18 protein-coding genes, 2 tRNA genes and 1 riboswitch are annotated in these 23418 nt (G+C 68.6%); of the genes, 17 read left to right on the top strand and 3 right to left on the bottom strand.

All coding sequences use genetic code 11. The annotated features are described in order from the left end of the window. The first annotated feature begins 212 nt into the window (after window positions 1–212). The 4 genes from ileS to ndk all read left to right on the top strand — a co-directional run bounded on the left by ileS (window position 213) and on the right by ndk (window position 5803). On the top strand, window positions 213–3497 hold the full coding sequence (gene ileS, locus OC550_RS07800) for an isoleucine--tRNA ligase (protein ID WP_262104901.1): 3285 nt from the start codon (window positions 213–215) through the stop codon (window positions 3495–3497). Then, the gene (locus OC550_RS07795) at window positions 3494–4846 is read left to right on the top strand and encodes a folylpolyglutamate synthase/dihydrofolate synthase family protein (RefSeq protein ID WP_262104898.1); all 1353 of its coding nucleotides are present in this window, start codon (window positions 3494–3496) and stop codon (window positions 4844–4846) included. Before ileS ends, OC550_RS07795 begins: the two co-directional genes overlap by 4 nt. 13 nt (window positions 4847–4859) lie before the next feature. Further along, entirely contained in the window at window positions 4860–5309 is a 450-nt protein-coding gene (locus OC550_RS07790) for a DUF4233 domain-containing protein (RefSeq protein ID WP_262104896.1), read from the top strand. 77 nt (window positions 5310–5386) lie between these two features. After that, window positions 5387–5803 carry a nucleoside-diphosphate kinase gene (gene ndk / locus OC550_RS07785; RefSeq protein ID WP_262104894.1) on the top strand — a complete coding sequence of 139 codons (417 nt, stop codon included), beginning with the start codon at window positions 5387–5389 and terminating at the stop codon, window positions 5801–5803. A gap of 87 nt (window positions 5804–5890) precedes the next feature. On the opposite strand, the gene OC550_RS07780 is transcribed toward ndk, so the two are convergent. After that, on the bottom strand, window positions 5891–6475 hold the full coding sequence (locus OC550_RS07780) for a vitamin K epoxide reductase family protein (protein WP_262106285.1): 585 nt from the start codon (window positions 6473–6475) through the stop codon (window positions 5891–5893). 500 nt (window positions 6476–6975) lie between these two features. Here OC550_RS07780 and OC550_RS07775 point away from each other — a divergent pair, with 500 nt between their 5' ends. The 13 genes from OC550_RS07775 to OC550_RS07715 all read left to right on the top strand — a co-directional run bounded on the left by OC550_RS07775 (window position 6976) and on the right by OC550_RS07715 (window position 20369). Beyond that, window positions 6976–10398 (top strand): ribonuclease E/G, encoded by a 3423-nt coding sequence (locus OC550_RS07775; protein WP_262104892.1) that lies wholly within the window; start codon window positions 6976–6978, stop codon window positions 10396–10398. Window positions 10399–10464: 66 nt separating this feature from the next. Then, a riboswitch (TPP riboswitch) is annotated at window positions 10465–10561 on the top strand. Window positions 10562–10639: 78 nt separating this feature from the next. Beyond that, window positions 10640–12208: a bifunctional hydroxymethylpyrimidine kinase/phosphomethylpyrimidine kinase gene (gene thiD / locus OC550_RS07770; RefSeq protein ID WP_262104890.1), complete on the top strand. Its 1569-nt coding sequence runs from the start codon at window positions 10640–10642 to the stop codon at window positions 12206–12208. 127 nt (window positions 12209–12335) lie between these two features. Then, window positions 12336–12644: a 50S ribosomal protein L21 gene (gene rplU, locus OC550_RS07765; RefSeq protein ID WP_043845708.1), complete on the top strand. Its 309-nt coding sequence runs from the start codon at window positions 12336–12338 to the stop codon at window positions 12642–12644. A 54-nt stretch (window positions 12645–12698) separates the two neighbouring features. Further along, a complete protein-coding gene (rpmA, locus tag OC550_RS07760) occupies window positions 12699–12962 on the top strand; it encodes a 50S ribosomal protein L27 (protein WP_074702156.1) in 264 nt (87 codons plus the stop codon). 128 nt (window positions 12963–13090) lie between these two features. Then, entirely contained in the window at window positions 13091–14656 is a 1566-nt protein-coding gene (obgE, locus tag OC550_RS07755; protein WP_262104884.1) for a GTPase ObgE, read from the top strand. Next, window positions 14646–15776, top strand: a complete 1131-nt coding sequence (proB, locus tag OC550_RS07750) for a glutamate 5-kinase (RefSeq protein ID WP_262104882.1) — start codon at window positions 14646–14648, stop codon at window positions 15774–15776. Before obgE ends, proB begins: the two co-directional genes overlap by 11 nt. Before the next feature lie 52 nt (window positions 15777–15828). Next, a complete protein-coding gene (locus OC550_RS07745) occupies window positions 15829–17148 on the top strand; it encodes a glutamate-5-semialdehyde dehydrogenase (protein ID WP_262104880.1) in 1320 nt (439 codons plus the stop codon). Between the two features lie 119 nt (window positions 17149–17267). Further along, window positions 17268–17495 carry a hypothetical protein gene (locus tag OC550_RS07740; RefSeq protein WP_262104877.1) on the top strand — a complete coding sequence of 76 codons (228 nt, stop codon included), beginning with the start codon at window positions 17268–17270 and terminating at the stop codon, window positions 17493–17495. 1 nt (window position 17496) lies between these two features. Beyond that, entirely contained in the window at window positions 17497–18159 is a 663-nt protein-coding gene (gene nadD / locus OC550_RS07735) for a nicotinate-nucleotide adenylyltransferase (RefSeq protein WP_262104875.1), read from the top strand. A 34-nt stretch (window positions 18160–18193) separates the two neighbouring features. Continuing rightward, window positions 18194–19615, top strand: coding sequence for a hypothetical protein (locus OC550_RS07730; protein WP_262104873.1), 1422 nt, complete (start codon window positions 18194–18196; stop codon window positions 19613–19615). A 24-nt stretch (window positions 19616–19639) separates the two neighbouring features. Beyond that, entirely contained in the window at window positions 19640–20026 is a 387-nt protein-coding gene (gene rsfS / locus OC550_RS07725) for a ribosome silencing factor (protein ID WP_262104871.1), read from the top strand. Between the two features lie 112 nt (window positions 20027–20138). Then, window positions 20139–20211, top strand: a tRNA-Ala gene (locus OC550_RS07720). A gap of 82 nt (window positions 20212–20293) precedes the next feature. Beyond that, window positions 20294–20369, top strand: a tRNA-Ala gene (locus tag OC550_RS07715). Between the two features lie 117 nt (window positions 20370–20486). Here the strand turns inward: OC550_RS07715 and OC550_RS07710 are convergent. Together OC550_RS07710 and OC550_RS07705 are read right to left on the bottom strand one after the other, a co-directional pair. Continuing rightward, entirely contained in the window at window positions 20487–22181 is a 1695-nt protein-coding gene (locus tag OC550_RS07710; protein ID WP_262104869.1) for a SulP family inorganic anion transporter, read from the bottom strand. Window positions 22182–22336: 155 nt separating this feature from the next. Further along, entirely contained in the window at window positions 22337–23260 is a 924-nt protein-coding gene (locus tag OC550_RS07705; protein ID WP_262104867.1) for a LysR family transcriptional regulator, read from the bottom strand. Window positions 23261–23418 lie beyond the last annotated feature (158 nt).

Here is a 23418-nt window from a genome sequence, read left to right as displayed (position 1 = left end):
GCAAGCCCAGTAGAACCGGACGGGTAAGCCCGTCACAGCAGCGAATGAGTGGCAGCCGAAGGCGCACGGAAACTGGTGCGGCGGCGGCGGCAAGTGAGGTGGTACCGCGGGCTTCTCGTCCGGGCGGCCAGGCCGGAACCCCGGCCCGGCGGCCAGGGGAGGGCACGTCCTCGCATAAAGTGTCCACGCTCCCAGCCGCCCAGGATGATGAAATGCCACAGACCTATCCCAAGGCCGCTGCCGCCGGTGCAGCCGCAGCCCAGAGCTCCCCGAAGTTTCCCGAAGTCGAAGAGCTGGTACTGAAGTACTGGCAGCAGGACGGTACCTTCCAGGCCTCGATCGACGCGCGCGATGCCGGCAGCAACGGCTCCAACGAGTTTGTCTTCTACGACGGCCCGCCCTTCGCCAACGGCCTGCCGCACTACGGGCACCTCCTGACCGGCTACGTCAAGGACATCGTCGGCCGCTACCAGACGCAGCGCGGCAAGCGCGTAGAGCGCCGCTTCGGCTGGGACACCCACGGGCTGCCCGCCGAGCTGGAGGCCATGAAGCAGCTGGGCATGACGGACAAAGCCCAGATCGAGGCCATGGGCATCGACAAGTTCAACGACGCCTGCCGGTCCTCGGTGCTCCAGTACACCCGGGAGTGGCAGGAGTACGTCACCCGGCAGGCGCGCTGGGTGGACTTCGACAACGACTACAAGACGCTCAACGTCGAGTACATGGAGTCGGTCATCTGGGCGTTCAAGCAGCTGCACAGCAAGGGGCTGACCTACAACGGCTACCGCGTCCTGCCATACTGCTGGAAGGACGAGACGCCGCTGTCCAACCACGAGCTGCGGATGGACGACGACGTCTACAAGAACCGCCAGGACCAGACGGTGACGGTGACGTTCCCGCTGCTGGCCGGAGACTCGGCCATCAGCCGCGAGCTCGCCGGCGTGAACGCCGTGGCCTGGACCACCACACCCTGGACCCTGCCCACCAACGCGGCCCTCGCCGTCGGACCCTCAATCGCCTACGCGGTGCTGCCGGCGGGCCCCAACGGCACCACGGCCGCGGGGGAGCGGTTCCTGCTGGCGCAGGACCTGCTGCACACCTACGCCAAGGACCTGGGGTACGACGACGGCGCTGCCGCGGCGGACGCGGTCACGGCCACCTTCGCGGGCGCCGAGCTGGAGGGCCTGCGCTACGAGCCGCTCTGGGACTACTACACGGACGCGGAGAAGTGGGGCACCGGCAACGCCTGGCAGATCGTCGTCGCGGACTACGTCACCACCACCGACGGCACCGGCCTGGTCCACCAGGCGCCCGCCTACGGCGAGGACGACCAGAGGGTCTGCGAGGCCAACGGCATCCCCGTGATCGTCTCGGTCGACGAGGGCGCGAAGTTCCTGTCCTACTTCGGCGAGGGCCCGCTTGCCGAGATTGCCGGACTGCAGGTCTTCGAGGCGAACAAACCGATCACGAAGGTGCTCAAGGCGGACGGGCGGCTGCTCCGCCAGGCCAGCTACGAGCACTCCTACCCGCACTGCTGGCGCTGCCGCAACCCGCTGATCTACCGCGCCATCTCGTCCTGGTACGTGGAGGTCACGAAGATCAAGGACCGGATGGTCGAGCTGAACCAGCAGATCAACTGGATCCCGGAGAACGTCAAGGACGGCCAGTTCGGCAGGTGGCTGGAGAACGCCCGCGACTGGTCGATCAGCCGCAACCGCTACTGGGGCAGCCCGATCCCGGTCTGGGAATCCGACAACCCGGACTATCCGCGCCAGGACGTCTACGGCTCGCTGGCCGAACTGGAGGCTGACTTCGGCCGGCTGCCGCTCAACGCGGAGGGCCAGCCGGACCTGCACCGGCCCTACATCGACGAGCTGACCCGGCCCAACCCGGACGACCCCACGGGCCAGTCCACCATGCGCCGCGTGCCGGACGTGCTGGATGTCTGGTTCGATTCCGGATCGATGCCCTACGCCCAGGTGCACTACCCGCACGAGAACCAGGACTGGTTCGAGCACCACAATCCCGGCGACTTCATCGTGGAGTACATCGGGCAGACCCGCGGCTGGTTCTATACGCTGCACATCCTGGCCACCGCGCTGTTCGACCGCCCGGCGTTCCGGAACGTGATCAGCCACGGCATCGTGCTCGGCTCCGACGGGCAGAAGATGTCCAAGAGCCTGCGCAACTACCCGGACGTTTCCGAGGTGCTGGACCGCGACGGCTCCGACGCCATGCGCTGGTTCCTGATGTCCTCGCCGATCCTGCGCGGCGGCAACCTGATCGTCACCGAACAGGGCATCCGCGACGGCGTCCGCCAGGTCATCCTGCCGCTGTGGAACGTCTGGCACTTCTTCAAGCTGTACACGAACACGGCGAACAACGGCGCCGGCTATGAGGCGGTCCCGGTGGCCGGGGACACTGCCCGCATGGCTGGCCTAAATTCGCTGGACCAGTACATCCTGGCGCACACCGGGCAGCTGGTCCGGGACATCACCACCAGCCTCGACGAGTACGACGTCAGCGGCGCCTGCGACGCGCTGCGCGAGTACCTGGACACCCTCACCAACTGGTATGTCCGCCGCAGCCGCCAGCGCTTCTTCGACGAGGACGCCGACGCATTCGACGTGCTCTACACCTGCCTGGAGACCGTCTGCCGCAGCGCCGCCTCGCTGCTGCCGCTGGTGACCGAGGAGATCTGGCGCGGACTGACCGGCGGCCGTTCGGTGCACCTGACCGATTGGCCGGACGCCGGGCTGTTCCCGGAGCAGGCCGGCCTGGTCGCCCGGATGGAGAGCACGCGGGGCATCTGTTCGGCCGGCTCCAGCCTGCGCAAGGCCGCGAACCTGCGCGTGCGCCTGCCGCTGTCCGAGCTGACCGTGGTCACTGCCGGAGCGGCGGAGCTGGCCGGCGGCTACGAGGAGATCATCAAGGACGAACTGAACATCAAGTCGGTCCGCCTGGTCGACGCCGGCAGCGCCTCGCCGGAGGAGTTCGGGGTCGAGCAGAAGCTGGTGGTCAATGCCCGCGCGGCCGGTCCGCGGCTGGGCAAGAACGTCCAGGCGGCCATCAAGGCCTCCAAGTCGGGGGACTGGTCGGTGGACGCCGACGGCAAGGTCACGGCCGGCGGGCTCGCGCTCGAGCCGCAGGAGTACACCCTGGAGACCGTCGTCTCGGAGCAGGCTGGCGGGGCGTCCGCATCCGTGGCCATGTTGCCCGGCGGAGGCTTCGTGGTCCTGAACACCGAGGTCACTCCGGAGCTCGAAGCCGAGGGACTGGCCCGCGACTTTGTCCGCACCATCCAGCAGGCCCGCAAGGACGCCGAACTCGTGGTCAGCGACCGGATCCGCACCACCGTGGCCGCCGGGCCGGACGTGCTCGCGGCGCTTGGCCGGCACCAGGACCTGGTGTCGGAGGAAACCCTGACCGTGGAGCTGGTCCTGCTGCCCGGCGACGGCCAGCAGGTCACCGTTGAGAAGGTGGAGGCACAGGCATGAGCGACGAATTCGGCGTCGAAAGCGTCTACGCGGAACTGCTGAGCAGGGCGCCCGAGAACAAGATGGAGCCGCGGATGGACCCGCTGTTCCGCGCCATGGAGATCCTCGGCGAGCCGCAGAGATCGTTCGCCAGCATCCACCTCACCGGCACGAACGGCAAGACATCCACCGCGCGGATGATCGAGGCCGGCCTGCGCGCCCACGGCCTGCGCACCGGCCGCTACACCAGCCCGCACCTGAGCAAGGTGACGGAACGGATCAGCATCGACGGCGAGCCCGTCGCCGATGAGACCTTCGTGCGGATCTGGGACGAAATCCGGCCCTATCTGGAGATCGTGGATGCCGAGCTGGCCGGAGCCGGCGAGCCCCGGCTGACGTACTTCGAATGCGTCACCATCCTGGCCATCGCGGTTTTCGCCGATGAGCCGGTGGAAGTTGCCGTGATCGAGGTCGGACTGGGCGGCATCACCGATGCGACCAACGTCGTGGACGGCCAGGTTGCCGTCGTCACCCCCATTTCCCTGGACCACACCGACCTGCTGGGCGACAGCGTCGAGGAGATCGCGGCGGAGAAGGCCGGGATCATCAAGCACGGCGGTTTCCTGGTCAGCGCCGCGCAGCCGGCAGAGGCGGCGCAGATCCTGCTGGAGAAGGCCCAGGAGGCCGGGGTGCCGTACCGCTTCGAAGGCGTCGAGTTCGGGGTGGAGTCGCGCGTGCTGGCGGTCGGCGGACAGCAGCTGGTCATCTCAGGCCTGGCCGGCCGCTACGAGGACATCCTGCTGCCGTTGCACGGCGCCCACCAGGCGCAGAACGCCGCCGTCGCCGTTGCCGCCCTGGAGGCGTTCCTGGGCGGCGGGAGCAAGGAGCTCAACGCGGACGTGCTCCGCGAGGGCTTCCGCCAGGTGACGTCGCCCGGCCGGCTGGAGGTGGTCCGCACCGCGCCGACCATCATCGTGGACGCCGCGCACAATCCGGACGGCATGAAGGCGTCCGCCATCGCGCTGAAGGAGGCGTTCAACTTCACCCGGCTCGTGCCCATCGTCGGGGTGCTGCACGAGAAGGACTCCGTGGGCGTGCTGGAGCAGCTGCGTGAACAGCTTGGGGACTGGGTGGACCAGATCTGCGTCACCGCGTCCGACTCGCCGCGCGCCATCTCCGCCGAGGACCTTGCCGAGGACGCGATGGCCGCAGGTTTCGCGGAGGAGTCCATCCACGTCGCGCCCAGGCTCGACGACGCGATCGAATGGGCGGTCGAACGCGCGGAAGAACTCAACGATCTCTCCGGTGCCGTCCTCATCACCGGCTCCATCACGCTCGTGGCTGACGCCCGAATCCTGCTCGGAAAGTGAAACACATCAGAACATGGCACGACTGACCAAAGCCCAGCGGGAATGGCGCCCGGACATGCCCAAGAAGCGCCGGTCCATCAAGGTGACCTTCTGCTCGATGGTGCTCACCCTCGAAGCCTTCGTGGTGTTCTTCGCCACCCTGGTGGCCTTCGGACTCCACAAGGACCGCTTCCCGCAGCCCGTAGTGCTGGGCGTTGGACTCGCGCTCAGCCTGCTGCTGGTCCTCAACTGCGCCCTGTTGCGCCGGCCGGCGGGCTACGCCATCGGGTGGATCCTCCAGCTGGTCATTATCGCCACGGGCTTCGTGGAGCCGATGATGTTCGTCGTCGGACTCATGTTCGCGCTCTCGTGGTGGTATGGCGTCCGGACGGGCATCCGGCTCGACCGCGAGAACGCCGCGCGCGACGCGGAGCAGGCCGAGTGGGAGCGGAACAACCCGCCGGCCCCCGGGCCAGGCGCCTGACCGGGGCCCCGGGCGGTTCGCATAGGATGGATCGGGAAACTCTGCAGCCGCAGGCCAAGCGAATTGAGGAGAGTTACGTGAGCGATGAGCGCACTTTGGTACTGGTAAAGCCCGACGGCGTTGCCCGGGGTCTGACCGGCACCATCCTGGCGAGGGTGGAGGCGAAGGGCTACAAGCTCGTCCAGCTGAAGCTGGTGGATGCTACCCGCGAACTGCTGGAGCGCCACTACGAAGAGCACGTCGGCAAGCCCTTCTACGAGCCGCTGGTGGAATTCATGCTGAGCGGGCCGACGGCGGCAGCCGTGTTCGAGGGCAATCGCGTCATCGAAGGCTTCCGGTCACTGGCCGGGACGACCGAGCCGACCATGGCAGCGCCAGGAACCATCCGCGGCGATTTCGGACGCGACTGGGGCCTGAAGGTCCAGCAGAACCTGGTGCACGGCTCGGACTCCCCGGAGTCGGCCGAGCGGGAAATCGGCATCTGGTTCGGCTAAAGCCGTCCGGCAAGCCCGCCGCAGAACAGAAGGCCGCCCGCATCGTGACGATGCGGACGGCCTTCTGTGGTTACGGCAGGCCGGGAGTCAGCCGCCGAGGAACGCGTTCATGAACCGGATGAACACGCTGGCCGCCGTGGCAATCCAGAGCACCGCGGTGATCGTCCAGGCCCAGTCGCCGGCAAAACGGACCACGGACTCCGGTGCCTTGATGACGCCGTGCGCCAGGTTGCGCACCGTCACCATGACGAACATCGGAATCATCATGGCCCAGACGACCATGCAGTAGATGCACAGGATGAAGATGTCGAAGAGCGCCTGGCTCCAGAGCCAGACGACGAAGACGAAGCCCAGGGTGACGCCGGCCTGGAGGCCGATCCAGTACCACCGCCGGAACCTGGCCCCCGCCAGCATGGCCATCGCCGTCGTAATGGGCACCACGAAGGCCACGATGCCGATCAGCGGATTGGGGAATCCGAACAGCGAGGCCTGCCACGTCTGGAAGACGGCACCGCAGGAGACCCAGGGGCTGACGTCGCAGCTGGTGACGTAATCCGGATTGACGTACGTTGCGATGCGCTCGAGCACGAGGATCGAGGAGGCGATCCAGCCGACAACGCCGGTCACGAGCAGCAGCCAGGCGAAGGGTTTATGCCGCGCAGGCGCCGCCACGCTGGCGTCCGCGGCGTGGGCGGCCGGTATTGCGGCGGTTCCAGTCCCGGACCGGTCAGGAGTAGTGTTCACCGGAAGAAGTCCTTTTCCATCAGGGATGATGCTTGATTCTATCCACAGTAGAAGTGGCAAATAACAGCCAAACGGGCACCCGTATGAGAGAATGGCTCTTGGCTGGTAATGGAACCACATGCCACTACCGGTCCAGCGACAGGCTTCCAGGTTTGTCGGCGATGCTTCCGGTTAGCAAGTCCCATCATCCGGATGGGACGCGCGGAATCCGCCAGACAACCCTACCGATGAAGAGAATAGACGCGGTAGTAGGAAAAGCGCCGCTGGTCCCCGGGTGTGCTGCGCTCCCTAGATGGCGCGAACCCGGGCGATATAACAATGACTTCCGGTGACGGGCGGCCGAAAGGCCCGAAGAATAACCGGCAAACCGCCCTTGGGGGCGCCGGAATGTGGCCGGCGCCAGAGGGGGCTGGAGTGCAGATTTAAAGATGGATATTGAACAGCAGAACCCGGAAGCACAAGGCGACGCAGCCGTAGAGACGGGGACAGGGCCTTCCACGCCCCCGGCGAAGCGGGCCGTGCGGACCCGCCGGAAGGCCGCCGTCGAACTGGACTTGGCGGCGTCGTCGGACGAACTGCCCCTGGAGACGCCGGTGCCGGCCCGGACCCGCGTGCGCCGCACCCGAAAAACCGCGGAGGTGTCTTCCGCCGCCAAGGACTCCGTCGACATCCCGCCGATGCCGGCCGAGCCGCCGGCCGTCGGCGCCCCGGAAGGGCCCGCCGATGCGGCACCGGCGCAGGACAGCGACGCCCAGCCCGCCGGGACGGAGGCTCCGGCCAAGCCCAAGACGACCCGCCGCAGGAAGGCTGCGCCCAAGGCCGAGGCTCCGGCCGAGCAGCCCGCCGGGACCTCGGTCGGCCAGGCAGCAGCCGACGCCGCCACCAGCGAGGCCCCCGCCGAGGTGGCCGCCGCCCCGGCGGCACCCGCGCCGGAGGCAGCCGGCACCCCGGAGCAGCCCGCGGCAGTTGAGACGGCTGGCACCGAAGCCGAAACCGCCGGCACCGAAGCGGACTCCGTGGAGTCGGCCCCGGCGCCGGCACGGGCCCGCCGGACCCGCACTTCGTCGCGGACGAAGCCGGCCGCGAAACCTGACGAAGCCTCCGCTGATTCCGCCGCGGCCGCGCCTGCGGCTGGCTCAGCCGTCGAGGCCGCCCCGGCAGCGGCTCCCGCTGGTGAAGCCGCCCCCGCAGCGGGGACCCGTGCCGAAGCGACGGAAACCCCCAAGGACCAGCCCGCCGCCGACCAGCCCGCCGGTGAAACCCCGGCCGGGGAGGAAGCGCCGCTGGATCCGTTCGCTGTGCCCGAGTCGCCGGTGTCGCTGCTGTTCCATGCGCCGGACCTGACCACGGTCCGCCCCGCCCGGCCCGCGGAGGAGCCCGAGCCGGCCGAAGCGGCCGAGGAGGAGGAGGAGGGCGGCCGGCGCCGAAGCCGACGGAACCGGCGCTCGAAGAGCAAGAACCGTACCGACGTCGTCGAAGAGGCCACCGCGGAAGAAACCCCTGCCGCCACGGAAGAGGAAGCCGCCCCCGAAGCGGCTGACGGGGTGACGGCACGCCGCCGTCGCCGTCGCCGCCGCGGCGACCAGGACCTGGAGCTGACGGGCGGCCACGACGATGATCCGCCCAACACGATCACGCGGGTCCGCGCACCCCGGCCGGTCAGCGAAACCGCGCCGAGCAACCGCGTCTCTTCCGTCAAGGGCTCGACCCGGCTCGAGGCCAAGAAGCAGCGGCGCCGGGAGTCCCGGGAGTCGGGCCGCCGCCGCCAGGTCATCACCGAGGCCGAGTTCCTCGCACGCCGGGAGTCCGTGGACCGGCAGATGGTCGTACGCCAGCGCGATGACCGCATCCAGATTGCCGTCCTCGAGGACGGCGTGCTGGCCGAGCACTTCGTCTCGAAGACCCAGCAGGACTCGCTGATCGGCAACGTTTACCTGGGCAAGGTCCAGAACGTCCTGCCGAGCATGGAGGCGGCGTTCGTTGACATCGGACGCGGCCGCAACGCCGTGCTTTACGCCGGCGAGGTCAACTGGGACGCAGCGCAGTTGGACGGCCAGCCCCGCCGTATCGAGAACGCCCTCAAGTCCGGCGACTCAGTGCTGGTGCAGGTCACCAAGGACCCCGTCGGCCACAAGGGAGCCCGGCTGACCAGCCAGGTCTCCCTGCCCGGCAGGTTCCTGGTCTACGTGCCCGGCGGGTCGATGACAGGCATCTCGCGCAAGCTGCCGGATGTCGAGCGCAACCGGCTCAAGAAGATCCTCAAGGAGCACGTGCCCGAGGGCGCCGGCGTCATCGTGCGCACGGCTGCAGAAGGCGCCAGCGAGGAAGAGTTGATGAATGACATCAATCGGCTGCGCGCCCAGTGGGAAGGCATCGACAGCAGGGCCAAGTCGAACAAGACGCTGCCGCCCGAGATGCTCTACGCCGAGCCTGACCTGACCATCAAGGTCGTACGCGACGTGTTCAACGAGGACTTCTCCAAGCTCATCGTCTCCGGCGAGGAAGCCTGGGACACCATCGAGGCCTACGTGACCTACGTGGCCCCGGATCTGGTGGACCGCCTGGAGAAGTGGAGCGCGGACGAGGACATCTTCTCGGCCAACCGGATCGACGAACTGATCCACAAGGCGCTCGAGCGCAAGGTCTTCCTGCCCTCCGGCGGCTCCCTCGTGATCGACCGGACCGAGGCCATGACCGTGGTGGACGTCAACACCGGCAAGTTCACCGGATCGGGCGGCAACCTCGAAGAGACCGTTACCAAGAACAACCTCGAGGCGGCGGAGGAAGTCGTCCGGCAGCTGCGCCTGCGCGATATCGGCGGCATCATCGTCATCGACTTCATCGACATGGTGCTCGAGGCCAACCGCGACCTGGTCCTGCGGCGGCTCGTTGAATGCCTCGGCCGTGACCGGACCAAGCATCAGGTGGCCGAGGTGACGTCCCTGGGCCTGGTCCAGATGACGCGCAAGCGCATGGGCACCGGCCTGCTGGAGGTGTTCGGCGAAAACTGCGAGCACTGCGGCGGCAGGGGCGTTGTGACCCACGACGAACCGATCGAGCACCGCCGGGCGGCAGTCGCCGCGGAGCACCATCAGCACCACGTCCGCGCGGAGAAGCCCCCGCGTCCGGAGCGGCCGTCGCGCAGCGAGAAGCGCCGGAACCGCGGCCAAGGCAGCCAGGGCGCGGGCCAGCCGGCGGAGGCTGTCCACGAGGCGCCGCAGCCGGACGACGCGGAGCGCCAGGCCAAGGCCCAGGCCACCCGGGCCGCGCTGGCGAACATTGCCGCCGCAGCCCAGGCCGCGCATGAGGCCGAGGACCACGCCCATGAGCTGGCCGAGGCGGGCACCGCCCCGTCCGGGCCGGTCCTGAAGATCAACGGCGAGGAAGTGGCGCTGCCGCGGGCCGAGCACAGCCCGGCCGCCGCCAGCGAAAAGCCGGCCCTGACGCTCGAGAACCTGACCGAGGCCTTCGACCGGGTCAGCCCCGAGGTCAAGGCGGAGAAGGCCGCCGCGGCCGAGGCCCGGCCGAGCGCGGCGCCGGAGCCGTCCGCAGACGCCGCCGCACCCGCCGCTGAACCCCTGCAGTCTGCACCTGTGCAGGCGGAACCGGCGACGGCACCGACCGCACCGACGGGTCGGCGCCGGCGCCACCGGGCCGCCGTACGGCCGCAGGGAGCGGCTAACGCCGAACCCGTCCAGCAGCGCCCCGATGAGCCCGCGGTTGCCGCCGGTGTTGCCGGCGCAGCCCGCAGGGTGTCTGTCTCCGCGCCGGAGGCCAAGCCGGCCCAGCCGGAGAAGAAGGCCGCCGAACCGGTGATCCTGGGCGTCGGAGTTCCCGCTTCCGAACTCTGATCGCGGCAGCAACGACGCCGCCGGGTGCCTCCTGCTGAGCACCCGGCGGCGTTTTGCTATGCTGGCGTCAGTGACACGGGGTGCCGGCAACGCCGGCTGAGATGGATACCCGTTGAACCTGAACCAGTTAGGACTGGCGGAGGGATTGTCACACGGCTCCATCGGCGTTGCCTCTTCGTTCCGCTTGTTCCGCCGCGCTGCCGTGCAACGTTCGCTCCGCCTCTGATCGATGGAGCCAGCAGTGGAAACCCGCAGCATCCCCAGGGTATTGAGCATCGCCGGAACCGACCCGACCGGCGGCGCCGGCATCCAGGCAGACCTGAAGAGCATCGCGGCCAACGGCGGGTACGGCATGGCCGCCGTCACGGCGCTGGTCGCCCAGAACACGCGGGGTGTGCGGAGCGTGCACACGCCGCCGCCCTCGTTCCTGGCGGAACAGCTGGCATCGGTCAGCGACGACGTCGAGATCGACGCCGTGAAGATCGGCATGCTCGGCTCGGCGGACATTATTGAGGCGGTCGGTGAGTGGCTCGCGGAAACCGCGCCCGCCGTCGTCGTTATTGATCCGGTGATGGTGGCGACCAGCGGCGACCGGCTGCTGGAACCGGCGGCGGAGGAATCCCTGCGTCTGCTGCTGCGGCACGCCCACCTGGTCACTCCCAACCTTCCGGAACTCGGGGTACTGCTCAACGAGCCGGTGGCGGAAGACTGGGATGCGGCGCTGGCGCAGGGCCGTACGCTCTCGCGCCGCTACGGGACCATCGTGCTGGTGAAGGGCGGACATCTGCCCGGCGGCGACTGCCCCGACGCACTGGTGGACGTGAACGGCCGGCTCGCTGACGACGTCGTCGAATTCCGTTCGGCGCGCGTGGCCACGGCCAACACGCATGGCACCGGCTGCTCCCTCTCCTCGGCGATGGCGACGGTTCAGGCCCGGACGGGGGACTGGACCGAGTCGCTGAAGCAGGTGAAGGAGTGGCTCTTCGGCGCGCTGGTCCGCGCCGACGAGTTGGAAGTCGGCCGCGGCAACGGGCCGATCCACCACTTCCACCACCACACCCCGCTGCCACCAACCGCCTTCAGCGCCGAGTGCTGGGAAGACATCACTGGCCTGCGCAAGGGAATTTTCGCCCTCGACTTCATCCGCCAGCTGGGTGACGGGTCGCTGCCGGAGGCGGACTTCGGCTACTACCTCGCGCAGGACGCGCTCTATCTGTCCGGCTATTCGCGCGCGCTGGCGCTGGCCAGCAGCTTGGCGCCGACGGCGGGGGAGCAGCTGTTCTGGGCGAAGGGCGCCCGCGACTGCATCGAGGTGGAGGCGCAGTTGCACCGGGAGTGGCTTAGCAACCGGGAGGTTTCCGGCAGGCTCGGGCCGGTGACCAAGCAGTACGTCGACCATCTGCTGGCGACGGCCGCCTCCGGTGGCTACGCCGAGCTCGTTGCGGCCGTCATTCCGTGCTACTGGCTGTATGCGCATGTTGGTGAGGTGCTCCACGGCGCATACCGCGCGTCGGGAGCGGCCGGGCACCCGTACGGGGGCTGGCTGGAAACCTACGCAGACCAGGGGTTCGCGGAGGCGACGCGGCAGGCGGTCGGTATCATGGACGATGTTGCCGCCCGTTCGACCGAGGACGTGCGGCGGCGGATGCTTGAGGCATTCCGTGAGTCCTCGCGCTACGAGCTCCGGTTCTTCGACGCACCGCGGCTGTACGCCGGAGGTTCGTCGGCCTGGGCAGGGGCCGGATCGGCGGGACACGCCACGCCCGACCAGCCGGTATTTGCGGGTTGGAGCGGATATAGCGTAACCTAGATCTTCGGTGCAAACGCCTTCGAAGGGATCATCCCGTTGGCGTGACTGCACAGCGCTGGCGCGGAGCTAAGCAAGCCCGCAGAAGAGCGCGTAAAGGTATCAAACGTCGAGAGAAGTGAGTTCCCAAGTGGTGTACGCGATTGTCCGCGCAGGCGGCCGCCAAGAAAAGGTTTCCGTAGGAGACCTCGTGACCCTTGACCGCGTCCCCGGTGGAGCCGGCAGCACCTTCGAGCTGCCTGCACTGCTCCTGGTCGATGGCGACAAGGTCACCTCCGCAGCTGACGAACTGGCCAAGGTCAAGGTCACTGCCGAGATCGTTGAGAATCTTCGCGGCCCGAAGATTGTCATCCAGAAGTTCAAGAACAAGACCGGCTACAAGAAGCGCCAGGGCTACCGTTCCGAACTGACCAAGGTCAAGGTCACCTCCATCGCTTAATTGCGGTCGGCAGGCTTCCAGCAGTTTCCAAAGACACAAAGGTAGGCATAGCAAATGGCACATAAGAAAGGTGCGAGCTCCACTCGCAACGGTCGCGATTCCAACGCTCAGCGTCTGGGCGTGAAGCGCTTCGGTGGCCAGGTGGTCTCCGCTGGTGAGATCATCGTCCGCCAGCGCGGCACCCACTTCCACCCGGGCGCCAACGTTGGACGCGGCGGCGACGACACTCTGTTCGCCCTCGAGGCCGGAGCCGTTGAATTCGGCACCCGCCGCGGACGTCGTGTGGTCAACATCGTTGCTGCTGCAGCCGCCGAGTAGTTTTCGGCTGTAGACAGCTTTCCAGTGAGGCGGGCCGGCTGGTCCGCCTCACTGGTATTTAACCCGACTAGAATCACCCATGGACCGTCCGTGCGCGACAGGTCCGCCGCACGCAAGAGGAGTTGAACGTGGCAACTTTCGTTGACCGGGTTGTACTGCACGTATCCGGTGGAGACGGCGGCCACGGCTGCGTTTCCGTGAGACGCGAAAAGTTCAAGCCACTGGGCGGTCCCGACGGCGGCAACGGCGGTAACGGCGGCGACGTCATCCTCCGGGTCGACCCGCAGACCACCACGCTGCTGTCCTACCACCACGCGCCGCATCGCCATGCCAGCAACGGCGACTTCGGCAAGGGCGACATGCGTCACGGCAGCAACGGGGAAACCCTCGTCCTGCCGGTCCCGGACGGAACGGTCGTCAAGACCAAGGACGGCAAGGTCCTGGCCGACCTGGTCGGCGAGGGCGCCGAGTACGTCGTGGCCGCGGGCGGCCAGGGCGGCCTGGGCAACGCGGCGCTTTCGTCCCAGAAGCGCAAGGCGCCGGGCTTCGCGCTCCTCGGAGTTCCCGGGGACGAGCGGGACGTGCTGCTGGAGCTGAAGACCATCGCCGACGTCGCGCTGGTCGGCTATCCCTCGGCGGGCAAGTCAAGCCTGATCGCGGCGCTGAGCGCGGCCCGGCCCAAGATCGCCGACTACCCGTTCACCACCCTGGTGCCCAACCTCGGCGTCGTGCAGGCGGGCGATGTCCGCTTCACGATCGCGGACGTCCCCGGACTCATCCCCGGCGCCAGCGAAGGCCGGGGCCTGGGCCACGAGTTCCTCCGCCATGTCGAGCGCTGCGCGGCACTGGTGCACGTGCTGGACTGCGCCAGCCTCGAGTCGGACCGCGACCCGATCACGGACCTCGAGGTGATCGAGGAGGAGCTGGGCGCCTACGCCGTCGACATGAGCTACGCGGGCAGCGAGGGCGTCGTGCCGCTGAACGAACGGCCCCGGCTGGTCGCCCTCAACAAGGTGGACGTCCCGGACGGACGGGACATGGCGGAATACGTGCGGCCGGAACTGGAGCGCCGCGGCTACCGCGTCTTCGAGATCTCCGCTGTCAGCCACGAAGGCCTGCGCCAGCTGAGCTTCGCCATGGCCGAGATCGTTTCCGCCGCCCGCACCAACGCGGCCTCCGCTCCCGCCCCGGCGAGGATCGTGCTGCGGCCCAAGGCGGTCAACGAGGCCGGCTTCACCATCCGCAAGGAAGAGAAGAACCTGGAGCCGCTTTACCGCGTGCTGGGGGAGAAGCCCGAGCGGTGGGTAAAGCAGACGGACTTCAACAACGACGAGGCCGTCGGCTACCTCTCCGACCGGCTGGCGAAGCTTGGGGTCGAGGACCAGCTGTTCAAGGCCGGTGCGGTGCCCGGTTCAACAGTGGTGATCGGCGAGGACGACGCCGTGGTCTTCGACTGGGAGCCGACCATGATGGGCGGCGCCGAGCTGCTCGCCGGCACCCCGCGCGGCACGGATCTGCGCCTCGCAGACTTCAGCAGCCGGCCCACCCGCAGCCAGAAGCGCCAGGAACAGCAGGACCGCAAGGACGCCAAGGCCGCCGCCCGCGCCGAACTCGAAGCGGAGCGCAAGGCAGGCATCTGGACCGAATCGGCCAACTACAAGGGGGCCGCTGCGGAAGACGGCGATGACCAGTAAGGTCCCCGCGGTGGACCGGTCCATGTTGCGGACCGCGCGCCGCCTGGTCGTCAAAGTCGGATCGTCCTCGCTGACCTCCGTTGCCGGCGGCATCGCGGAAGACGCGCTGCTGGACCTGGTGGAGGTGCTGGCCGCCCGGCGCAACCGGGGCACCGAGCTGATCCTGGTCTCCTCGGGGGCGATCGCGGCGGGGCTGGCCCCGCTGGGTCTCGCCCGCCGCCCGCGGGACCTGGCCACCCAGCAGGCCGCGGCCAGCGTCGGCCAGGGCCTGCTGATGGCCCGCTACACGCAGGCCTTCGGCGCCCATGGCGTCGCCGTCAGCCAGGTGCTGCTGACGGCCGAGGACCTGATGCGCCGCCAGCAGTACGCCAACGCATACCGCGCGCTGAACCGCTTGCTGCACCTCGGCGTCGTTCCCATTGTCAACGAAAACGACACGGTGGCGACCCACGAAATCCGCTTCGGGGACAACGACCGCCTCGCCGCCCTCGTCGCGCACCTCGTCAAGGCGGAGGCGCTCGTGCTGCTCTCCGATGTCGACGCGCTCTACGACGGACCGCCCAAGGCCGGTGCCAAGCGGATTCCGCAGGTCAACGGCCCGCAGGACCTCGAGGGCGTCAGCATCGGGAGCACGGGCAAGGCCGGGGTCGGAACCGGCGGCATGGTGACCAAGGTCGAGGCCGCCACCATCGCCGCCGAATCCGGGATCCCGGCGCTGGTCACCTCGACCCCGAACGCCGCGGAAGCGCTGGAGGGGAACGACGTCGGCACCTGGTTCAGCGTCAACGGTTCCCGCCGCCCGGTTCGGCTCTTGTGGCTGGCACATTTGGCCACCGTGCAGGGGCGCCTGACCCTTGACGACGGCGCCGTGCAGGCGGTGCGTGAGCGTCACCGGTCGCTGCTGCCCGCCGGGATCACCACGGTCAAGGGCACATTCGAGCCCGGCGACCCGGTGGAACTGGCGGATCTGGAGGGCCACATCGTCGCGCGCGGGCTCGTCAACTTCTCCTCCTACGAACTGCCCCGCATGCTGGGACGCTCCACGAAGGAACTCGGCGCGAGCCTCGGCCGGCAGTACGAGCGCGAGGTCGTGCATGTTGACGACCTGGTGGTCCTGTGACGCGTCCGTAACGCTGGACGGCGCGCCGCTCCACACCGGCTAAAATCGCAGTATGACCCAGACAGCTCCTTCCCAGGCAACTTCCGGTGACGAGCAGGCCGCTGCCGAGCGGCCGGATGCAGTGACGGCCGTCCGGGCCATCGCAGACCGGGCCAGGACCGCCTCGCGCCGCATGGCCAGGGCCAACCGGTCCTGGAAGGACAAGGCCCTGCTGGAGATCGCCGACTCGCTGCTGGCTAAGCGGGACCTGATCCTGCACGCCAACCGCCTGGACGTCGAAGCCGGGCGCGAAAACGGCACAAGCACCGCCTTGCTGGACCGGCTCAGCCTGTCGGCCGAACGCATCGCGTCGCTCGCCGATGCGCTGAAGAACCTCGCGGGCCAGCCGGATCCGGTCGGCACGGTCATGCGCGGCCAGACGCTGCCGAACGGCCTGCGCCTGCGCCAGGTCCACGTGCCGATGGGTGTGGTGGCCGCGATCTACGAGGCCCGGCCCAACGTCACCGTGGACATCGCCGGCCTGGCGCTCAAGAGCGGCAACGCCGTGGTCCTGCGCGGCGGCAGCGCGGCGGCGCAGACGAACGTTGCGCTGATCGGGGTCATCCGCGACGCCCTGGACAGGGTCGGCCTGCCGGCCGACGCCGTGCAGAGCGTCGACGAGTATGGCCGCGAGGGTGCCAACGCGCTGATGCAGGCGCGCGGCCGGATCGATGTCCTGATTCCCCGCGGCGGCCGCGACCTGATCCAGACCGTGGTCAACAACGCCAAGGTCCCCGTCATCGAGACGGGCGAGGGCAACGTGCACATCTTCCTCGACGAATCGGCCAACACCGAGATGGCCGTCGACATCCTGCTCAACGCCAAGACCCAGCGGCCCTCAGTGTGCAACACGGTGGAGACCCTGCTACTGCACTCCAATGCCCATGCGGCCGCCGAGGTCCTGCGCGCGCTGTCGGAGGCGGGCGTCCGGCTGCATACTGACCGGCGCGCCGCGGAGCTGCTGCCCGAAGGCGCCAACGCCACGCCCGCCACCGATGAGGACTGGGCGCAGGAGTACATGGACCTGGACCTGGCAGTCGGCGTGGTGGATTCGATGGACGAGGCCCTGGAGCACATCCGGCACTGGACGACCGGCCACACCGAGGCGATTATCACCAACGACCTGGCCAACGCCGAGCGCTTCATCGCCGAGATCGATTCCGCTGCCGTGATCGTCAACGCTTCAACACGCTTCACCGACGGCGGCGAGCTGGGGCTGGGAGCCGAGGTGGGCATTTCCACGCAGAAGATGCACGCGCGCGGCCCGATGGGGCTGCGTGAACTGACCACCACCAAGTGGATCGTCCAAGGCGAAGGCCAGGTCCGCGGCTGACCGCATGACCGGCCCCGGCGGCTTGCCAATGCGGGCTTGCCGCCGCTCAACGCGTACGATTAGACAGAAGCAGACCCGCGCCGCGTAATGGCGCTCGACGCATTCTCAGAGGGAGAACAATGCTGACTCAGGTATACAGCGCCGCACTGGCGGCAGCCGAACCTCATGTTGAACTGCCGGTTCCGGCCGAGGCAATCGGCGGAGGCATCTTCGTGGTCTTCGTCATCCTGATGTTCGCCACGATGGCTTTCACCAGCGTCGGCCACCGGCACCCTGCGGTCGACGAACACGTCGACCCGCACCGCCAGCATCCGAACAAGCACGACCACGGCCAGGCCCGCCACTAGGATGCCCTTCGCGTCACCTGCGGATGCGGCCTCCCGCTCCGCGGGGGGCGCCGGCCGGCGCGTCCGGCTCGGAGTGATGGGCGGGACCTTCGACCCGATCCACCATGGCCACCTCGTGGCCGCGAGCGAAGTCGCCGCCGTCTTCGATCTGGACGAGGTCGTCTTCGTGCCGACCGGCCAGCCGTGGCAGAAATCGTCCCGGGACGTCTCGCCGGCCGAGCACCGCTACCTCATGACGGTGATCGCCACAGCATCGAACCCGCGCTTCACGGTCAGCCGCGTGGACATCGACCGTCCCGGCCTGACCTACACCATCGACACCCTGCGCGACCTGCGCGCCGCCCGGCCGGACGCCGAACTGTTCTTCATCACCGGCGCGGACGCCATGGCGCAGATCCTGTCCTGGAAGGACATCGATGAGCTGTGGTCGCTGGCGCACTTCGTCGGGGTCACCCGGCCGGGCCATGTCCTCCACGACCTCGGACGCAAGGACGTGAGCCTGCTGGAGGTGCCGGCAATGGCCATCTCCTCCACGGATTGCCGTGACCGGGTCGCCGAAGACCAGCCCGTCTGGTACCTGGTGCCGGACGGCGTAGTACAGTACATAGCCAAGTACGGCCTGTACCGCTCCGCACTTCCGGGAGCGCCAGAATCACAGAACTAGCCGCAGACGAGACCACATGGGTGATTAGCAGAGCATGAGCAAGGAATCGCAGCAGCCTCGCAGCCGGAGGGAACTTCGGCTGCAGCGCAGCGAAGCCGCCGACCATCCCCAGGACCGGGACGTCGCCGGGAGCGAAGCCGGCGCATCGGAGATTCCTGCCGGTGCGCCCGATGCACCCTCCCGGGATCCCAAGGCGGGACAGCAGCGCCCCGCCGAACGCTCCTCGCAGGCACGGGCCCGCGACCGCGAAGCACACCAGGCCTACAAGGCGTTGACCGAAGCGCTGCCGAAGGTTCCTGCGCCCCGGGAACAGCAGAACCCGCCGACCCGCAGGCAGCTCCGGCTCCAGCAGTTGGAACGCGAGCGCGGCGCCCAGGCTGCCGGCCAGCTGCGGGCCAAGCCGGCAGAGGGCGTTGCCGTTTCGGGCACTAACGACGGCGCCACGGCCGGTAACAAGGACGATGGCACCTCGGGCAAGGCGGACGGCGGGATGACGGTCGACGCCGGCTACCAGCCTCAGCATCCGCCGGTGGAAGGCGGCCGCCGCGACCGCCGCAAGCGTGAGCAGCCGGCGCAGCCGGACAATGCCGCGGCGACGGCTGCCGTTCCCGAGCTCCCGCCGGCCGCCGCCAAGGCAGTAGAGGCGGGGGAGATGTCGGTGGAACAGGCACTCGCCGCCCGGGAGCTGCTGATCGGACAGGCCAAGAACATGGCCAACGTGCTCGCGGCACAGGAACAGGACCCACGCAAGGTGGACCTGGAAGTGCTGGCGCAGCAGAAGGCCCTGGCAGAACGCGCCGCCGTGCTCAACCGCCGCGCCGCGGACAAGCAGCGCCTGAGCGCCGAGGCCCGCCAGCAACGCACCACTGCAACAGGACAGCCCCCGGTCCAGGACCTGGCTTCCGCCCCGATGGAGTTCGTGCGCATGCCCGGGAGCGAGAAGCACGTCCTGCGTCCATCGGCCACCTCGCACGTGCCGATTGTGGCGGACCGGCCACAGAAGGCGCGCCCCGCCGGCCGTCCGGAGAAGGTCACGGGTCCGGCCACGCCGCTGCCCGACGCCCGGACCAAGGCAGCGGCGGGAGCGGCGCCGGCGCCCGCCCGTCCCGCTGACGCCGCCAAGGCCGCAACGCCCGTACCGCCGCGGAAGGACACCATGTCCGCGGCGGCGCGGAACAGGCCGGCGGCCAAGCCCGCGCCGCGCAAACCCGCGGCCCAGGAGCCCGCCGGGCCCGCGCCGCGTTCCCGGCTGCTGGCCCACGCCGAAAACGTTGCGGACAACAAGATCCAGCCGCTGCGCGCAACCAACGCGCACGGGCTGGACCCGCTCGACGCACGAACGGCAGGACTCGGCCAGGCCAACCGCATGCGGATTGCCGTCATAGCCGCCCTCGCCCTGGGTGCTTTGGCGTTCATCGCCGGCATCACCATGATGATCATCAGCTTCAGCGGCTAGACCGCACCAACCAAGGGGACCTCAGTGACCGCTTCCGAAAATTCCATCTCCATCGCCCGCGCAGCAGCCCGTGCGGCCGCGGACAAGATCGCCAAGGACATCGTGGCGATCGACGTCAGCGACCGGCTGGCCATCACCGACGTCTTCCTAATCGCGTCGGCGCCGAGCGAGCGGCAGGTCAACGCCATTGTCGACGGTGTCGAGGAGGCCCTGCACAAGATGGACCTGCGCCCCGTTCGCCGCGAGGGGCGTTCCGAGGGCCGCTGGGTCCTGCTCGACTACGCCGAGGTCGTTATCCACGTCCAGCATGAGGAAGACCGCGTCTTCTATGCCCTCGAGCGCCTGTGGAAGGACTGCCCGAGCATCGACCTTCAGCTGGAAGCGCAGCCGGCGCCGGCGGACTCGGAGTAGCCCGCGAGCCGGGGACGGACGCACCGCGCGCCCGATTTGGCATCCCCGGCAGCTTCTGCGTAGAATATTCAAGTTGCCCCGGACGGGGCGATAAGGAAATACCACCGAATACGGGGCTGTGGCGCAGCTGGTAGCGCACCTGCATGGCATGCAGGGGGTCAGGGGTTCGAGTCCCCTCAGCTCCACTCGTGGAAGCATCTGGAACAGATGGAACCACGCCGTGGAACACAACAGTCCGGCACTTTTGGCCGGCAGGTATTTCCTAACGGGGCTGTGGCGCAGCTGGTAGCGCACCTGCATGGCATGCAGGGGGTCAGGGGTTCGAGTCCCCTCAGCTCCACCAACGAGGCTTATCGCCCGCCGGAGAGAGACCGGCAGGCGGTAAGCCTCTTTTTGTTTCCCGGACAAGCCTCTCCCGATTTCGCCAAAGACCTACGTGGCGGTCCAGCGTGGGGCCGGCTCAATCGTCCACGATTCCCCGGTACGACTTGACCGCATTATTGGTGGTCGGGAAGAAGTGGTCCGGACCGAACCGGCTGCCCACGCCGAACTTGACGAGCCGGTCCTTGACCGGGCCCTTCATCTCGGCGAACACCAGCTCGATGCCCTCGCGCTCCAGATGTTTGTCGAGCTCCACCAGGGTGTCCGTGGCCGAGGTATCCAGGCCGGTGATCGGCTCGGCAGCAACAATGACCATCCGTACAGGCGGGGGAGCTTCCTCGACCAGGGTCCTGATGTGGTCGCTGAACAGGGCGCTGTTGGCAAAGAACAGCGGGGCATCGAAACGGGCGATGACCAGCCCGGGAATCCGTTCTCCCTCCGGATGCCTGTCGACGTCGTGGAAGCCCGGCACGTCGGGCACTTTGACGAGTTCCGTGCGGTAGGGGCTCCAGGCCTGCCGCACGAAGGCCAGCAAAGCCAGGCCGACGGCAATGGCGATGCCTTGGAGCACGCCCACGAAGACGACGCCCAGAAAGGCGGCGATAAGCAGGACGGTTTCGGTACGGCTCATGCGCGCCAGTCGCATCAGGGTCCTGACGTCCACCAGGGAGGCGACGGCGGCGATCACGACGGCGGCGAGGGTGCTTTGCGGCAGGTACGCCGTGAGACCCGGTGCCAGCAGCATGAAGCCCGCGACGAGCAGCGCCGCCACGAAGCTGGCCAGCTGGGTACGGGCCCCGGCGTCGATGGAAACCGGGGTGCGCGACGTGCTGCCGGAGATCGGGAACCCGCCGAGCAGGCCCGCCGACACGTTGGCCATGCCCAGGGCGCCCATCTCCTGGCTGCCGTCCACGCGGTACCCGTAGCGGTCCGCCAGTGTCCGGGATAGGACGCCGGTATCGGCGAAGGCAATCAGGGCGATCCCGGCGGCCGGGCCGACCAGGGCCAGGACATCGGAGGGCCGCACCCCGCCGAGGGCCGGCGCGGGCAGCCCCTGAGGCAGGGCGCCGACCACGGGGACCTCGGATGCAAGCCCCAGCACCGCCGTCGCAATCATGGACCCCGCAACCGCGATAAGGATGCCCGGGAGCTTCCACCCCAGCAGCTTGGGAACGGCGATCGCCACCAGTGATGCCAGGCCGATCACCAAGGCCGTGCCGTTGACGCCGCCGTCGGTGAGCCCACCCGCGGCAAGGCCGAAATTCTCCCAAGTCGAGGACCCGGAGCCCGGGACGCCCATCAGCTTGGGAAGCTGGCTGGCGAAGACCACCAGCGCAATGCCGTTGAGGTAGCCGGAACGGATGGGCTTGGAGAGCAGCCCGGTGACGAAGCCCAGCTTCAGCGCCCGGCCGGCGACGAGGATGAGCCCGGTCAGCACGGCCAGCAGTCCGGCGAGGGCCACGGCGCGGTCCTGGTCCTCCAGCGCCAAGGGGAGCACGGCGGCGGCGATCATCGGCGCCAGCGACGAGTCCGGCCCGATCACCAGCAGCCGTGAGGGGCCGAAAACCGCGTAGGCCAGCAGCGGAACGATGGTCGCATAGAGGCCGGTGACCGGCGGTAGCCCGGCCGCGGCGGCGTAGGCCATCCCCGCCGGGATCAGCAGGGTGAAGAGCGCCGCCCCGGCCACGAGATCGGAGCGCAGCCACGAGCGGTCATAGCGCAGGGCCACGCCGATCCCGGGGAAGAACCTGTCGATCCACTTACGCTGTCCCACTCGAGCTCCGCCCCAAGGTCGGTCGACGTGAACGCTCCGGCTGCGCGCCCGGGGCTGAGCCCATTATCCACCGCACCCGGCGGGGCCAGCCACGGTTGCCCTGCCGGGTTGCTGCCGCTGGGCGCGGGGACCACGCCTATCACCGCGGCACCGGCTTAGCGGCGCTTGCGGGCGATGCTCGACTCGTGCAGGATGCCGGAGAGCCGGTCCATGAAGACATCCAGCCTCGGGTTCTGCCGGTCGTTCATAAGCAGTGCGAAGATGTTCCGGGCCAGTCTTACCTCGGGGACGTCGATGACGACGATGCCGTCCGGTCCGTCCTGCAGCGCCAGTTCCGGCACTAGTGCTGCGCCCAGACCGGAGGCGGCCATGGCCAGGCTGGCGTTGAAGTCATCGCAGTAGGCGGCCACGCGCGGATGCAGGTCGCAGCTGGCGAAAAGCCGCTCGATCACCGTCGCGTCGCTCGTCCCGGGGTGGTGCATGATCCACGGCATTTCGGCCAGCTGGGAGGCCGTGACAGTGGCGCCGTGGCGGATGCCCCAGGACTGCGGCAGCACCACCCGGTAGTTGTCGTCCCCGAGCCACTGCCGGCTGATGTTGTGCGGCCAGGCCAGCCCGCCCTGTCCGACCTGGAAGACCAGCGCGACGTCGAGTCCGCCGCCGCTCCGCAGCCCCTGGATCGTCTGGCCGGGTTCGGCCACATAGACCTTGAGTTTGATGCCGAGGCCGGACCAGTCGGAGGCGCTCAGCAGGCGGGGCAGCACATAGGTGGCCAGGCTGGGGAAGATGCCCAGCTTGATCTCCTGTGCACTGGCATCGTGGCTGCCGGCCGTCGCGGCGAGCAGCGCCTCGATGTCGGTCAGCACCTTGGCAGCGTGGCGCGACATGATCTGCGCGGCTTCGGTGGGCTGGACGCTGCGGGCCGACCGCTCGAAGAGCTTGACGCCTGTCTCGCGTTCCAGCGCCGACATCTGCTGGGACACCGCTGATGCCGTGTAGCCCAGCTGGCCGGCGGCGGCCGCGAAGGAGCCGCGCCTGGTCACTTCCAGCAGTGTGCGCAGGTGCACCGTATTGACCATCAGTTCTCCTGACGCTTGGAAGGATGCTCCATCACAGCATCTTAGGCACGATCGCGCCGTTTCCGGCGTCGGGAGGGGATGAAGCGCCGGTACGGGGGAGGCCCCGCCGCGTGCGGCCGGCCACCGCGGCGCAGGAATGGATCCTCAGTCCCGGGTGT

It is taken from the genome of Arthrobacter sp. Marseille-P9274, from assembly GCF_946892675.1.
GTDB lineage: Bacteria > Actinomycetota > Actinomycetes > Actinomycetales > Micrococcaceae > Crystallibacter.
This window is presented reverse-complemented; position numbering and strand designations above follow the sequence as displayed.

Excerpts from the sequence above, each read along its gene's own strand:
- OC550_RS07740 (WP_262104877.1), top strand. The coding sequence starts at position 17,268 with ATGCTGACTCAGGTATACAGCGCCGCACTGGCGGCAGCCGAACCTCAT.
- nadD (WP_262104875.1), top strand. The coding sequence starts at position 17,497 with ATGCCCTTCGCGTCACCTGCGGATGCGGCCTCCCGCTCCGCGGGGGGC.
- proB (WP_262104882.1), top strand. The coding sequence starts at position 14,646 with ATGACCAGTAAGGTCCCCGCGGTGGACCGGTCCATGTTGCGGACCGCG.
- OC550_RS07790 (WP_262104896.1), top strand. The coding sequence starts at position 4,860 with ATGGCACGACTGACCAAAGCCCAGCGGGAATGGCGCCCGGACATGCCC.
- OC550_RS07745 (WP_262104880.1), top strand. The coding sequence starts at position 15,829 with ATGACCCAGACAGCTCCTTCCCAGGCAACTTCCGGTGACGAGCAGGCC.
- OC550_RS07705 (WP_262104867.1), bottom strand. The coding sequence starts at position 23,260 with ATGGTCAATACGGTGCACCTGCGCACACTGCTGGAAGTGACCAGGCGC.
- rpmA (WP_074702156.1), top strand. The coding sequence starts at position 12,699 with ATGGCACATAAGAAAGGTGCGAGCTCCACTCGCAACGGTCGCGATTCC.
- ileS (WP_262104901.1), top strand. The coding sequence starts at position 213 with ATGCCACAGACCTATCCCAAGGCCGCTGCCGCCGGTGCAGCCGCAGCC.
- OC550_RS07730 (WP_262104873.1), top strand. The coding sequence starts at position 18,194 with ATGAGCAAGGAATCGCAGCAGCCTCGCAGCCGGAGGGAACTTCGGCTG.
- OC550_RS07775 (WP_262104892.1), top strand. The coding sequence starts at position 6,976 with ATGGATATTGAACAGCAGAACCCGGAAGCACAAGGCGACGCAGCCGTA.
- OC550_RS07795 (WP_262104898.1), top strand. The coding sequence starts at position 3,494 with ATGAGCGACGAATTCGGCGTCGAAAGCGTCTACGCGGAACTGCTGAGC.